This is a genomic window from Pseudomonas sp. TE4620 (genome assembly GCF_056279045.1).
In genome coordinates, this window is sequence record NZ_JBWBQO010000001.1 from 4,963,788 (window position 1) to 4,977,580 (window position 13,793).

Consider the following 13,793-nt stretch of genomic DNA (forward strand, 5'->3'; position numbering starts at 1 on the left):
TTTGCTGCGGCGTATTGCCGTGGCCACTCTTGCTACATCGAGGAAATACCACAGTGGAAGCACTGCACCAGAAGATTCGCGAAGAAGGCATCGTGCTTTCCGATCAGGTTCTCAAAGTCGATGCGTTTCTCAACCATCAGATCGACCCTGCGCTGATGCAACTGATTGGCGACGAGTTCGCCCGCCGGTTTGCCGATTCGGGCATCACCAAGATCGTCACCATCGAAGCCTCGGGCATTGCCCCGGCGGTGATGACCGGCCTGAAACTGGGCGTCCCGGTGATTTTCGCGCGCAAGCACCAGTCGCTGACCCTGACCGAAAACCTGCTGGTGGCTTCGGTGTATTCCTTCACCAAGCAGACTGAGAACACCGTGGCGATCTCCCCGCGCCACCTCAACAGCAGCGACCGCGTGCTGGTGATCGACGACTTCCTGGCCAACGGCAAAGCCTCCCAGGCGCTGATCTCGATCATCAAGCAAGCCGGCGCCACTGTTGCCGGCCTGGGTATCGTCATCGAGAAATCGTTCCAGGGCGGCCGCGCCGAGCTGGACAGCCAGGGCTACCGCGTTGAATCGCTGGCCCGGGTCAAGTCGCTGAAAGATGGCGTGGTTACTTTCATCGAGTAATCAACGCCGACTTTTCGCGGGGCAAGCCCGCTCCTACCTGCCTGTAGGAGCGGGCTTGCCCCGCGATCAGTTAAAAGCTGTCGCCTGCAACCCCGCCAGCAACAAGCGCTGATACAGATCTTCCTTCAGCCCCTGCGGCTGCGCCAGGTTCATCCGCGCCAACTGCGCAGGAAACGCCTCGGGTGCCGGTGCATCCAGCGCCGCCTTGCCCAGTTCCAGCACCTCACTCAACTTGAACTTGCTCTTGAGCCAGTTCAGCGCCCGCAGCAAATCGCGCTCCTCGGCGGTGAAATCACTGCCCAGCGGATACTCGGGGAACAACCGTGCGTGGCGGTCACGCAGCGCCTGCAAACGCTGCGGGGTGTTGTCGCTGAAGCGCGGGGCCAGGCAAAAGTCCTTGGGCAACTTGCCGGCTTTCTGCGCCCGCTCGATCAGTTCGGGCTGAAAGCGCGAGTCCGTGATCGCCAGCAAACGGGCAATCACCTCGGCATCGGTCTGCCCGCGCAGGTCGGCGATTCCGTATTCGGTGACGACGATATCGCGCAGGTGGCGGGGAATGGTGCAATGGCCGTATTCCCAGACCAGGTTGGAACTGACCTCGCCGCCTGACTCACGCCAGCTGCGCAGCAGCAGGATCGAACGCGCGCCTTCCAGGGCATGGCCCTGGGCAACGAAGTTGTACTGCCCGCCGACCCCGCTGAGCACCCGGCCGTCTTCCAGCTGGTCGGCGACCCCGGCGCCCATCAAGGTCATGGTGAACACCGTATTGATAAAGCGCGCATCCCGGCGCTGCAGGCGCTTGAGCGACTCCTGGCCATACAGCTCGTTGATGTAGCTGATGGCGCTCATGGCAAAGCGTTTGCGCTGGCTTGGCGGCATTTCCCGCAGGCGCTGGTAAAACGCCTGAGGGCCAAGAAAGAAGCCGCCATGCACTAGCACACCCTGGTCATCCAGCTCGCCGTTGTTGGCCGCCTGCTGGCGCGACTCGTCCGGGTACACCGGGCGGCGGATGATTCCAGCTTCGACCAGTGCCAGCAGGCCGTTGACGAACATTTCGCTGCAGCCGTACAGGCCGCGGGCAAAGGGCTGGAGGCCGCCTTCGCGTTCGATCAGGCTATGCCAGGGCGTCAGGTTGATATCTGCCAGCAATGCCTGGTACGCCTCGCTGTCAGCCTGTCGCGCCAGCAACCCTGCGGTCAGCGCATCGCCCATGGCACCAATGCCGATCTGCAGGGTGCCGCCATCGCGCACCAGGGTGCTTGCATGCAGGCCGATGAAATGGTCCTGGGTGGTCACCGGCATGTTCGGCGTGGAGAACAACCGGGTGTTTTCCGGGCGGTCGATCAGCAGGTCGAAGTCATTGCGGGGCAGCTCGGACGCGCCCGGCATGTACGGCAGTTCGGCATGCACCTGGCCGAGCATGAGGATGGTTTCGCCGGCTGCCCGGCGGCGGGCAATCATTGGCAGCAGGTCGAGGGTGATGTCCGGGTTGCAGCTCAGGCTCAACTGGCCGGGATGTGCCGGATCTTCGGCTACCAGCTGCGCCACCAGGTTCAAGCCCTTTGCGTTGATATCGCGGGCGGCATGGCTGTAGTTGCTGCTGACGTAGTCCTGCTGGGCCATGGTGCTGTGCAACAGGCTGCCGGGTTGCATGAAGAACTGCTCGACACGGATGTTGGCCGGCAACTGGTCGCGGCGCAGGTCGTGCAGGTAGTCCAGCTCAAGGTAGTCGGCGAACACCCGCTCGATGAAGGGCTCAAGAAAGCGCCGCTGCAAGCCGTCGCCCAGGTCCGGGCGGCCCAGGCTCAAAGCGGTGTAGATGGTCAGCTGCCGCTCGGGCAATTGGCGGATTCGCGCATACAGGGCGTTGACGAAGCGGTTGGGCTTGCCCAGCCCCAGCGGCAGGCCCATGTGGATATGCGCAGGCAGGCGCGCCAGCACCTGGTCTACGGCATCGTCGATCGAACAGCTGTACGCCATCGCGGCCTCCTGTGGCATTCCTTGAACAGGTTGGACCGAGCATGCCGCCAGATTGCTGCGCTGGCCAGCGCTAAAAAGCACAAAGCCCGCACGCGGCGGGCTTTGTTGGGCAAGCGCTGGGCTTACAGGCCGGACATCTTCTTGATGGCGCCCATCAGGTCGTCATCCGAGCAGTCGGCGCAGGTGCCTTTCGGCGGCATGGCGTTGATGCCGGTAATGGCCTTGGCGAGGATGCCGTCCAGACCACCCTGGTGGTCGGAGCGCTCTTTCCAGGCGGCGGTATCGCCGATTTTCGGCGCGCCGAGCAGGCCACTGCCATGGCAAGCATTGCAGTGCTTGGCGATGATTTCATCCGGGGTCTTGGCACCGCCGCCAGCAGCAGAGGCTGCGACTTCCATTCCCTTGCATTCCTGCCCCTGAACACACACCTGGCCGACCGGTTCCAGTCGCTTGGCGATGTCGTCGTTGGTCGCAGCTTGAGCGCTGACTGCCCAAAGGGCCAATACGGCAGCTGGTACGGCCAGCATTTTCTTGATTAGATTCACGCGTACACCCTCATGGTGGCTAGTCACGCCCGCGGCCACGGTTTCGCAGGCGGCGCAAGTATAACGGGAACCCTGCCTCACCGAAACAACCCTAATGTCCAAAGGGTCTTAGCCGCGACAATCCGCCGCGCAATACCCGCTAGAAGTTGGCCGGAGTCGCCGCGCTGATCAGCCGGGCCGGCTCATCGTAAGGATTGCGGAAACGGTGCGGCTTGGTACTTTCAAAATAGTAGCTGTCGCCCGCTTCGAGGATGAAAGTTTCCAGGCCTACTACCAGTTCGAGACGACCTTCAAGAAGGATGCCGGTCTCTTCGCCGTCGTGGGTGAGCATTTCTTCGCCGGTGTCGGCACCCGGTGGGTAAACCTCGTTGAGAAAGGCAATGGCCCGGCTCGGGTGCGCCTTGCCGACCAGTTTCATGGTCACCGCGCCGTCCGAAATGTCGATCAGCTCGTGAGCTTTGTAGACGATCTGGGTGGGGTTTTCCGGTTGCAGCTCTTCGGAAAAGAACTCGACCATGGACATCGGAATACCGCTCAACACCTTGCGCAACGAGCTGATGGAAGGGCTGACGCTGTTCTTCTCGATCATCGAGATGGTGCTGTTGGTGACGCCCGCACGTTTGGCGAGTTCACGCTGTGACAGGCCCTTGAGCTTGCGTATGGCTTGCAGTCGTTCACCGACGTCCAAAGCTGGAGCCCTCCTAAACGAACGAGTGGGGTCGAAATTGAACGTTATCATCGCAACAGCGTTCAGTATTTACAACACTTCGACCCGCAGCCTGTCCGCTTTGGCGCCTTAATCGCCGCTGTAGTCCAGCGGTACGCGCTTGAGGTTGCAGAAAATCTGGTAAGGGATGTTGCCAGCGTGCATGGCCACTTCGCTGGCCAGCACGTTTTTGCCCCACAGTTCCACCGGGCTGCCGAGGCCCGCTTCAGGCACGTCGGTGAGGTCAATGCAGAGCATGTCCATCGATACCCGGCCAATCAGCTGGGTACGTTTGCCGGCCACCAGCACCGGCGTACCGTTTGGCGCCTGGCGCGGGTAGCCATCGGCGTAACCCATGGCCACCACACCAACCCGGGTCGGCCGCGGGCTGACAAACTTGGCACCGTAGCCTACCGGCTCGCCGGCTGGCAGCTCACGCACGCTGATCACCCGTGATTGCACGGTCATCACCGGCTGCAGGCGCGCCGCTTGAGCCTGGGGCACTTCGAACGGCGTAGCGCCGTACAGCATCAGGCCCGGGCGCACCCAGTCGCTGGGCATGTTCGGCCAACCGAGCACGGCCGGCGAGTTGCGCAGGCTGACCTCGGCGCTCAAGCCCTGGCGTGCGGCCTGGAATACCGCCAGTTGTTCGTTGCTGGCCTCGCTGTCGAGTTCATCGGCACGGGCGAAGTGGCTCATCAGCACGATGCGCGCAACCTTGCCGCTGGCCAGCAGGCGCTGGTACGCGGCCTGGTAGTCCTTGGCATGCAGGCCAACCCGGTGCATGCCCGAGTCGAGCTTGAGCCAGACTGTAATCGGCTTGCTCAGGTGCGCCTGTTCGATAGCTTCCAGTTGCCACAGCGAATGCACCACGCACCACAGGTCATGCTCGGCGATCAGTTGCAGTTCGCTGGCTTCAAAGAAGCCTTCGAGCAACAGCACCGGCGGCTTGATCCCGGCTGCGCGCAGCTCCAGCGCCTCTTCGATGCAGGCCACGGCAAAACCATCGGCGTGCGGCTCCAGGGCCAGGGCGCAACGCACGGCACCGTGACCATAGGCATCGGCCTTGATCACGGCCAGGGCTTTGGCTCCGGTCAGTTCGCGGGCAAGTTGATAGTTGTGACGCAGGGCTTGAAGATCGATCAGGGCACGGGCGGGACGCATGACGGCAGCCTTCTGGGCAGTCTGGTTAGAAGTAAAAAGCCCGGTGCTCGAAGGCAGCTGGTCGGCCGCCGGCGGCACCGGGTGAGGGATCGGGTATTACGGCAGTGCGGCGACCACCGACAGCTCGATAAGGATTTCCGGCTCGCACAGCTTGGCTTCAACGGTAGCACGGGCCGGGGCGACGCCTTTTGGCAGCCACTTGTCCCACACCGCGTTCATGCCCTGAAAATGCGCGTCGATGTCCTTGAGATAGATGGTCACCGAAAGCAGGCGGCTCTTGTCGGTGCCGGCCAGGTCCAGCAGGCGCTCGATGTTGGCCAGGGTCTCGCGGGTTTGCTGCTCGATCCCGGCGTTCATGTCGTCACCGACCTGGCCCGCGAGGTACACGGTGCCGTTGTGGGTAACGATCTGGCTCATGCGCTCATTGGTGAGCTGGCGCTGGACTGACATGCTTGGCAGGCTCCTGGTGTTTTCCGTAGCGAGAGATATCGAGGCCTTCAGCGCTGATTTGCGGCTTCTTGCGCGCAATCAGGTCGGCCAGCAGGCGACCGGAACCGCAGGCCATGGTCCAACCCAGGGTACCGTGACCGGTGTTGAGGAACAGGTTACGGAACGGGGTAGCACCGACGATCGGCGTACCGTCCGGGGTGGTCGGGCGCAGGCCGGTCCAGAAACTGGCCTGGCTCAGGTCGCCGCCACGAGGATAAAGGTCGTTGACGATCATCTCCAGGGTTTCGCGCCGACGCGGGTTCAGCGACAGGTCGAAACCTGCGATTTCAGCCATGCCGCCGACGCGGATGCGGTTGTCGAAACGGGTGATCGCGACCTTGTAGGTTTCGTCGAGAATGGTCGAGGTCGGGGCCATGGCCGGATCGGTGATCGGCACGGTCAGCGAGTAGCCTTTGAGCGGGTAGACCGGGGCCTTGATGCCCAACGGCTTGAGCAACTGCGGCGAGTAGCTGCCCAGGGCCAGCACGTAGCGGTCGGCGGTTTCCAGCTTGCCGTCGATCCATACACCGTTGATGCGATCACCGGCGTAGTCCAGGCGCTGAATGTCCTGGCCAAAGCGGAACTCGACACCAAGCTTGATCGCCATTTCCGCCAGGCGGGTAGTGAACAGCTGGCAGTCGCCAGTCTGGTCGTTGGGCAGGCGCAGGGCGCCGGCAAGGATATCGGTCACGTTGGCCAGGGCCGGCTCGACGCGGGCAATGCCTTCGCGGTCGAGGACTTCGTACGGCACGCCGGACTGCTCGAGGACGGCGATGTCCTTGGCGGCGTTGTCCAGTTGCGCCTGGGTGCGGAACAGCTGGGTAGTACCCAGGGTACGGCCTTCGTAGGCAATGCCGGTTTCGGCGCGCAGCTCGTCGAGGCAGTCACGGCTGTACTCGGACAGGCGCACCATGCGCTCCTTGTTCACCGCGTAACGGTTGGCGGTGCAGTTGCGCAGCATTTGCGCCATCCACAGGTACTGGTCGATGTCGGCGGTGGCCTTGATGGCCAGGGGCGCGTGGCGCTCCAGCAGCCACTTGATGGCCTTGAGCGGCACGCCCGGGGCAGCCCAGGGCGAAGCGTAACCAGGCGAGACCTGGCCGGCGTTGGCAAAGCTGGTTTCCATGGCGACTGCCGGTTGACGGTCGACCACGACGACTTCGAACCCTTGCCGTGCCAGATAGTAGGCACTGGCGGTTCCGATCACACCGCTACCAAGTACCAGAACTCGCATGTTTATTACCCTCGACGCAGCGTACCGCTGACATTTGTTGTTAATGGCGTAGATGCGCGCAGTATAGGAAGGTATGACCAGTGCTTTTCACTATATAAAAGCCTATATTTGGCGAGAATTCTCGGCAAGGTTGGCTTTTACGGAGGGGCATCCACTATGAGAACCCAGCACCAAAGCAAGCGTGAACTGGACAAGATCGACCGCAATATTCTGCGCATCCTGCAGGCCGATGGACGCATCTCGTTTACTGAACTGGGCGAAAAGGTCGGCCTGTCGACCACCCCCTGCACCGAGCGGGTCCGGCGCCTGGAGCGCGAAGGGATCATCATGGGCTACAACGCCCGGCTCAATCCGCAGCACTTGAAGGGCAGCCTGCTGGTGTTCGTCGAGATCAGCCTCGACTACAAGTCGGGCGACACTTTCGAAGAGTTCCGACGTGCCGTGCTGAAGTTGCCGCACGTGCTCGAGTGCCACCTGGTCTCGGGCGACTTCGATTACCTGGTCAAGGCGCGGATTTCCGAGATGGCCTCGTACCGCAAGCTGCTTGGCGACATCCTGCTCAAGCTGCCGCATGTGCGCGAGTCGAAGAGCTACATCGTCATGGAAGAGGTGAAGGAAAGCCTCAACCTGCCGATTCCGGACTGAGGTTCAGACCAGCACCTGGCGGGTGCTGGCGATGTACTGGTGGACCAGCTTCTCGGCCTGCGGATCGATCATCTCGGCCGGGCCGCGGCCATTGGGGCATGGCAGCTTCGGCGTGGTACCGAACAGGCGGCAGATCAGCGGCCGCTCTTCGTACACGGTGCAACCGTTGGGGCCCAGGTGCACGCAGTTCAGTTCCGCCAGCGCGGCTTCCTGCTCGGCGGCACTCTTGCGCGGCAGGCGGGCCATTTCTTCTGACGAAGTGGTGACCGGCCCGCAACAGTCGTGACAGCCCGGCACACATTCAAACGACGGGATCTGCTCGCGCAGGAAGCGGATCTTGTGGCTGTTGCAACTCATGGCGGCCTGCGGCAAAGAAGTCTGGCGCTCTATTTTGCCCTACGGTTGCCCACCCCTGAAAGCGCAGCTTATCCTGCGTAAAATTTTCCAAACACTCAGAACCAGGACATCGCCATGAACGCCGGCGTTCAGCAGCCCGCCTCGCACACCGCTTCCTACTACGCTGCCAGCAGCGCCCCACAAGCGGATTATCCACAGCTGCAGGGCGAACTGAGTTGCGACGTCTGTATTGTCGGCGGTGGTTTTTCCGGGCTGAACACGGCGATCGAACTGGCCGAGCGCGGCCTCAATGTGATCCTGCTGGAAGCGCGCAAAATCGGCTGGGGCGCCAGTGGGCGTAACGGCGGGCAGCTTATTCGTGGCGTCGGCCACGGCCTTGAGCAGTTCACGTCGATCCTTGGTTGCGACGGCGTGCGCGAGCTCAAGCTGATGGGCCTGGAAGCGGTAGACATCGTCCGCGAGCGTATCGAGCGGCACAGCATAGAGTGCGACCTGACCTGGGGTTACTGCGACCTGGCCAACAAACCGCGCGACCTGCAAGGTTTCGCCGAGGATGCCGAAGAACTGCGCAACCTCGGTTACCGCCACGAGCTACGCCTGGTAGCGCCGGAGCAGATGCACAGCGTGGTCGGCTCGGACCGCTACGTTGGCGGCTTGATCGACATGGGCTCCGGGCATTTGCACCCGCTCAACCTGGCCCTGGGCGAGGCCGTGGTGGCTGGCAAGCTGGGCGTGCGCCTGTTCGAGCAGTCTGCGGTGACGCGCATCGACTATGGCCAACAGGTGCGCGTGCACACCGCGCAAGGTTCGGTATTGGCCAGCACCCTGGTGCTCGGTTGCAACGCCTACCTTAACGACCTGAACCCCGAACTCGGTGGCAAGGTGCTGCCCGCCGGCAGCTACATCATCGCCACCGAGCCTCTGAGCGAAGCCCAGGCCAGCCAGTTGCTGCCGCAAAACATGGCCGTCTGCGACCAGCGCGTGGCCCTCGATTACTACCGCCTGTCGGCCGATCGCCGGCTGCTGTTTGGCGGTGCCTGTCATTACTCCGGACGCGATCCGCAAGACATCGCCGCCTACATGCGGCCGAAAATGCTCAAGGTGTTCCCGCAGCTCGCCGATGTGCGCATCGACTATCAATGGGGTGGAATGATCGGCATCGGTGCCAATCGCCTGCCGCAGATCGGCCGCCTACCCAACCAGCCCAACGTGTACTTCGCCCAAGCGTATTCCGGCCATGGCCTGAATGCCACGCACCTGGCCGGCAGGCTGCTCGGTGAAGCCATCAGTGGCCAGCACAGCGGGCGCTTCGACTTGTTCGCACGGGTGCCGCACATCACCTTCCCGGGCGGCAAACACCTGCGCTCGCCGCTGCTGGCTCTGGGCATGCTCTGGCATCGGATGAAAGAGCTGGTCTAAGACCGCCAGAACGGCTTCAAGCCTTCCTCGCGGGCCTGCTCAGGAGTCAGGCCGACGTCGCGCAGTTGCGCTGCGTCCAGCGCCAGTAGTGCCCTGCGGGTATGCCAACGGTGCGCCATCAGGCCCCAGCGACTGAGACCGGTGGGCGCACTGAACAGCTGGGTACGCTGCTCGCGGCTCAGTTCTTCGGCATACAGTTTCAGGCGCACATCGCTCATGCCGCTCATTGCTTATTACCTCCAGGGTGTGTGAACCGTGGAGAAAGCATGCGCGTCAAGGCAAAACCATTACAGATCCAAAGACCGACTATTATTTCCATACAGAATTGGTAGATTTCCTACTGAATGCTGTATTTTTTCGTCATCTGTATTGGTCTGTCGCTGTAGTCGTTTTCCGGAGTATGCCATGACGTTGTACATCAACCTCGCCGAGCTGCTCGGTGCCCGTATCGAACAAGGCCTATACCGTCCCGGCGACCGCTTGCCTTCGGTACGCGCCCTGAGCATCGAACATGGTGTCAGCCTGAGCACGGTGCAGCAGGCCTATCGCCTGCTGGAAGACAACGGCCTGGCTGCACCACGGCCAAAATCCGGCTACTTCGTGCCCAACAACCGCAGCCTGCCCGCCCTCCCCGATGTCAGCCGCCCGGCACAACGGCCGGTGGATATTTCCCAATGGGAGCAGGTCATCGAGCTGATCCGCAGCGAGCCGAATAAAAACGTGGTGCAACTGGGCCGCGGCATGCCCGATATCGACAGCCCGACTCTCAAGCCGCTGCTGCGCAGCCTGGCCCAGCTCAGCCGGCGCCAGGACATGCCCGGCCTGTATTACGACACCATCTCTGGCACCCGCGCCCTGCGCGAGCAGATCGCCCGGCTGATGCTCGACTCCGGCTGCACTGTGAGCCCGGCCGACCTGGTGGTGACTACCGGTTGCCACGAAGCGCTGTCGAGCAGCATCCGCGCGGTGTGCCAGCCTGGCGATATCGTCGCGGTGGATTCGCCCAGCTTTCATGGCGCCATGCAAACCCTCAAGGGCCTGGGCATGAAGGCCCTGGAGATCCCCACCGACCCGCTCACCGGGATCAGCCTCGAAGCCCTGGAACTGGCCCTGGAGCAATGGCCGATCAAGCTCATCCAGATCACCCCGAACTGCAACAACCCGCTCGGCTACATCATGCCCGAGGCGCGCAAGAAGGCCTTGCTGACCCTGGCGCAACGCTTCGACGTAGCGATCCTGGAAGACGATGTGTATGGCGACCTTGCCTACACCTATCCAAGACCGCGGACCATCAAGTCGTTCGACGAGGACGGTCGAGTGCTGCTCTGCAGCTCGTTCTCCAAGACCCTGGCGCCAGGCCTGCGCATTGGCTGGGCGGCCCCGGGACGGTATCTGGAGCGGGTGCTGCACATGAAGTACATCAGCACCGGCTGCACCGCCACCCAGCCGCAACTGGCAATTGCCGACTTCATCGAAGGCGGCCACTACCAGCCGCACCTGCGGCGCATGCGCAGCCAGTACCAGCGCGGGCGCGACCAGATGAGCGACTGGGTTACCCGCTACTTTCCACCGGGCACCCGCGCCAGCCGGCCCCAGGGTGGTTTCATGCTGTGGGTGGAATTGCCGGAAAGTTTCGACACGCTGCGCCTGAACCGGGCTTTACTTGGGCAGGGCGTGCAGATTGCTGTCGGCAGTATTTTCTCGGCCTCGGGCAAGTACCGTAACTGCCTGCGGATGAACTTCGCCGCACGCCCCAGTGCCGAAATCGAAGCGGCAGTGCGCAAGGTTGGCGAAACCGCCATTCGTCTACTGGCCCAGGAGCACGGCGCCGGGTAACTTTGCGCCGCCGCTCGCGGTCCATATTCTTACGCCTCAGTTGTAACAGGACGATCTTTTTGAAAAGCCAGCGGGTGCTGCCACTACTGCTGTCGCTACTGCTCGGCCTGGGCGGCTGCGCCAGCGTCAGCCAGCCACGGGAAGTCAGCCAGGCGCTGCCGGCCAGTGACTCGGCCTTTGGCCGTTCAGTGCAGCGCCAGGCCTCGGCCTATGACGGGCGTTCCGGCTTTCGCCTGCTGCCCCAACAGCAACGAAGCCTTCCGCGCCCGCGCCGAGCTGATTCGCAACGCCCAGTCGAGCATCGACCTGCAGTACTACATCGTCCACGACGGCCTCAGCACCCGCGCGCTGGTGCACGAGCTGCTGCAGGCCGCCGACCGCGGGGTGCGCGTGCGCATCCTGCTCGACGACACCACCAGCGATGGCCTCGACGAAATGATCGGCACCCTGGCCGCGCATCCGAACATTCACATCCGCGTGTTCAACCCCTTGCACCTGGGCCGCAGCACTGGCGTAACCCGGGCCATGGGCCGGCTGTTCAACCTGTCGTTGCAGCACCGGCGAATGCACAACAAGCTGTGGCTGGTGGACAACAGCATGGCCATTGTCGGGGGGCGCAACCTGGGCGATGAGTATTTCGATGCCGAACCCAACCTCAACTTTACTGACATCGACCTGCTCGGCGTCGGCCCGGTGGCCGAACAGCTGGGGCACAGTTTCGACCAGTACTGGAACAGCGCGCTGAGCAGGCCGATTGGCGATTTTCTGTTCACCCAACCCGATGCCGACGACCTGCGCAACAGCCGCCAGCGCCTTGAGGCGTCACTGGCCGATGCGCGGGTCAAGCGCAAGGCTCTGTATGAGCGGCTGATGGCCTATCAAGCCCGGCCGCGCCTCGACGTGTGGCGCAACGAGCTGATCTGGGCCCATAACCAGGCGCTCTGGGACGCGCCGAGCAAGGTACTGGCCCGTGACGAGCCGGACCCGCAACTGCTGATGACCCAACAACTGGCACCGGACCTGAACAACGTCCAGCACGAGCTGATCCTGATCTCGGCCTATTTCGTGCCCCGCGAGTCCGGCCTGCTCTACCTGACCAGCCATGCCGACAAAGGCGTATCGGTAAAATTGCTGACCAATTCACTGGAAGCCACCGATGTGCCGGCGGTGCATGGCGGCTATGCACCCTATCGCAAGGCACTGCTCGAGCACGGCGTGCACCTGTATGAACTACGCCGCCAGCCAGGCGATCCGGGCTCGCGCCGCGGCTTGCGCTTTCATGGCAGCTCGGACTCGAGCCTGCACAGCAAGGCGATCGTCTTCGACCGCAAGAAGACCTTCATTGGCTCGTTCAACTTCGACCCGCGCTCGGTGCTGTGGAACACCGAGGTCGGGGTGTTGGTCGACAGCCCGGAACTGGCCGAATACACCCGCGAGCTAGCCGCCCAGGGTATGGCCCCGGCGGTCAGCTACCAGCCACAATTGGTCGATGGCCAGCTGGTCTGGGTGACCGAGGACAACCACCGCCTGCACACCCTGACCACCGAGCCCGGCGGTCTGTGGCGTCGCTTCAACGCCTGGATCAGCAAGGCTGTGGGCCTGGAGAAGATGCTCTAGACCGGCGCCGGCTCAAAAGCATTGGGCCGCCGCGCGAGCAGCACCAGGCCAAAGGCTCCCACGGCCATGAACAGTGGCAGCGCATGCCCGCTGACCCATTGGCTGCCCGCCCCTGCCGCCAGCGGTCCGATCAGGCAACCGATGCCCCACAGCTGCGCAACATGAGCATTGGCGCGCACCAGTGCGTCGTCGCGGTAGCGTTCGCCAATCAGCACCAGCGACAAGGTGAACAGGCCGCCGGCACTGGCGCCGAACAACACCCACAAAGGCCAGATCAGCGGCGTTTGCAGCGCCAGCGGGATTGCCAGGCTCGAAGCCAGCAGCGTCAAGGCACAGCCACTGAACAGCGTGCGCCGCGACATGCGGTCGGCCAGTGCGCCGATCGGCAGTTGCAGCAGCGCATCACCGACCACCACGGTACTGACCATGAACAGGGCGATTTCGGTAGTGAACCCCTGCTGCAGGCAATAAACCGGCAGCAAGGTCAGGATCATCGCCTCGAAGGCAGCAAACAGGGCAATAGCCCAGGCGATCACCGGCAATCGCCGGCAGAAACCGAACAGGTCGGTGAGGGTCACGCTGCAGGCTTCGGCACTCGGTGCACCGTCGCGCCCGAGCAGCACCAATGGCGCGGCAATCAGCAGACCGGCACCGATCCAGAAGCCCAGGTCATCCTCCGAACCCACCACGCCAAGCAACAATGGCCCGGCCAACTGGCTCAAGGCATAACTGCTGCCATACAGCGCCACCAGACGCCCGCGCCATTGCTCTACCACCAGCTGGTTGATCCAGCTTTCGCCGAGGATGAACACGATAGTCAGGATGATCCCGATCAACAGGCGCAAGGCCAGCCACAACGGATAGCTCGGCAGCAACGCCAGCAAGCCGATAGACAACGCCCCTGCCCACAGGCACAGGCGCATCAGCCCCGGCGTACCAAAACGCGCGGCCAGACGGCTGGACAGGCTGGCACCGACCAGCACGCCAATGGCCGGCATCGCCGCCATCACACCAATGGCAAAGCTGCCGTAGCCCCAACCCTCCAGGCGCAACGACACCAGCGGCATACTGACGCCCAGGGCCAGGCCGACACTGAGCACGGCCGCCAGCACGGCGAAATAGGTTCCCCAACGCATCGGCGTCTTCCTCGCAAAAAAATCGCGGGGCAAGCCCGC

At 63.0% G+C, this 13,793-nt stretch carries 13 protein-coding genes and 1 pseudogene; 5 read left to right on the forward strand and 9 right to left on the reverse strand.

What is annotated here, in order from left to right; all coding sequences use genetic code 11:
* Positions 1-53 precede the first annotated feature (53 nt).
* Positions 54-626, forward strand: a complete 573-nt coding sequence (locus ACZ9A3_RS23095) for a xanthine phosphoribosyltransferase (protein ID WP_045199628.1) — start codon at positions 54-56, stop codon at positions 624-626.
* A 66-nt stretch (positions 627-692) separates the two neighbouring features.
* Here the strand turns inward: ACZ9A3_RS23095 and ACZ9A3_RS23100 are convergent, their stop codons facing one another.
* The 6 genes from ACZ9A3_RS23100 to dadA form a co-directional block, all read right to left on the reverse strand.
* Entirely contained in the window at positions 693-2,606 is a 1,914-nt protein-coding gene (locus ACZ9A3_RS23100; RefSeq protein ID WP_093378056.1) for an acetyl-CoA hydrolase/transferase C-terminal domain-containing protein, read from the reverse strand.
* A gap of 122 nt (positions 2,607-2,728) precedes the next feature.
* Positions 2,729-3,133 carry a c-type cytochrome gene (locus ACZ9A3_RS23105; RefSeq protein ID WP_045199625.1) on the reverse strand — a complete coding sequence of 135 codons (405 nt, stop codon included), beginning with the start codon at positions 3,131-3,133 and terminating at the stop codon, positions 2,729-2,731.
* 157 nt (positions 3,134-3,290) lie between these two features.
* Positions 3,291-3,839, reverse strand: a complete 549-nt coding sequence (locus ACZ9A3_RS23110; RefSeq protein ID WP_010225839.1) for a cupin domain-containing protein — start codon at positions 3,837-3,839, stop codon at positions 3,291-3,293.
* 108 nt (positions 3,840-3,947) lie between these two features.
* A complete protein-coding gene (gene alr / locus ACZ9A3_RS23115; RefSeq protein ID WP_476253158.1) occupies positions 3,948-5,021 on the reverse strand; it encodes an alanine racemase in 1,074 nt (357 codons plus the stop codon).
* Positions 5,022-5,117: 96 nt separating this feature from the next.
* Entirely contained in the window at positions 5,118-5,471 is a 354-nt protein-coding gene (locus tag ACZ9A3_RS23120; RefSeq protein WP_010225843.1) for a RidA family protein, read from the reverse strand.
* The gene (gene dadA / locus ACZ9A3_RS23125; RefSeq protein WP_045199621.1) at positions 5,443-6,744 is read right to left on the reverse strand and encodes a D-amino acid dehydrogenase; all 1,302 of its coding nucleotides are present in this window, start codon (positions 6,742-6,744) and stop codon (positions 5,443-5,445) included. Before dadA ends, ACZ9A3_RS23120 begins: the two co-directional genes overlap by 29 nt.
* Before the next feature lie 156 nt (positions 6,745-6,900).
* Between dadA and dadR the strand changes: the two genes are divergently transcribed.
* On the forward strand, positions 6,901-7,389 hold the full coding sequence (gene dadR / locus ACZ9A3_RS23130) for a transcriptional regulator DadR (protein WP_008366790.1): 489 nt from the start codon (positions 6,901-6,903) through the stop codon (positions 7,387-7,389).
* A 3-nt stretch (positions 7,390-7,392) separates the two neighbouring features.
* Here dadR and ACZ9A3_RS23135 read toward each other — a convergent pair whose 3' ends face one another.
* On the reverse strand, positions 7,393-7,746 hold the full coding sequence (locus tag ACZ9A3_RS23135; RefSeq protein WP_038998046.1) for a YkgJ family cysteine cluster protein: 354 nt from the start codon (positions 7,744-7,746) through the stop codon (positions 7,393-7,395).
* A 114-nt stretch (positions 7,747-7,860) separates the two neighbouring features.
* Here ACZ9A3_RS23135 and ACZ9A3_RS23140 point away from each other — a divergent pair, with 114 nt between their 5' ends.
* Positions 7,861-9,165, forward strand: a complete 1,305-nt coding sequence (locus ACZ9A3_RS23140; protein WP_213602890.1) for an NAD(P)/FAD-dependent oxidoreductase — start codon at positions 7,861-7,863, stop codon at positions 9,163-9,165.
* Here ACZ9A3_RS23140 and ACZ9A3_RS23145 read toward each other — a convergent pair.
* Complete coding sequence (locus tag ACZ9A3_RS23145; protein WP_045199613.1) at positions 9,162-9,392, reverse strand: YjiS-like domain-containing protein; 231 nt, start codon at positions 9,390-9,392, stop codon at positions 9,162-9,164. The two genes, ACZ9A3_RS23140 and ACZ9A3_RS23145, sit on opposite strands and share 4 nt — an antisense overlap.
* A 178-nt stretch (positions 9,393-9,570) precedes the next feature.
* On the opposite strand from ACZ9A3_RS23145, the gene ACZ9A3_RS23150 reads away from it, so the two are divergent.
* Positions 9,571-11,001, forward strand: a complete 1,431-nt coding sequence (locus tag ACZ9A3_RS23150) for an aminotransferase-like domain-containing protein (RefSeq protein WP_093378042.1) — start codon at positions 9,571-9,573, stop codon at positions 10,999-11,001.
* Between the two features lie 59 nt (positions 11,002-11,060).
* Positions 11,061-12,618, forward strand: a pseudogene (locus tag ACZ9A3_RS23155) (phospholipase D family protein).
* Here ACZ9A3_RS23155 and ACZ9A3_RS23160 read toward each other — a convergent pair.
* Complete coding sequence (locus ACZ9A3_RS23160) at positions 12,615-13,754, reverse strand: MFS transporter (RefSeq protein WP_476253159.1); 1,140 nt, start codon at positions 13,752-13,754, stop codon at positions 12,615-12,617. The pseudogene ACZ9A3_RS23155 and the gene ACZ9A3_RS23160 overlap by 4 nt on opposite strands.
* Positions 13,755-13,793: the final 39 nt, after the last annotated feature.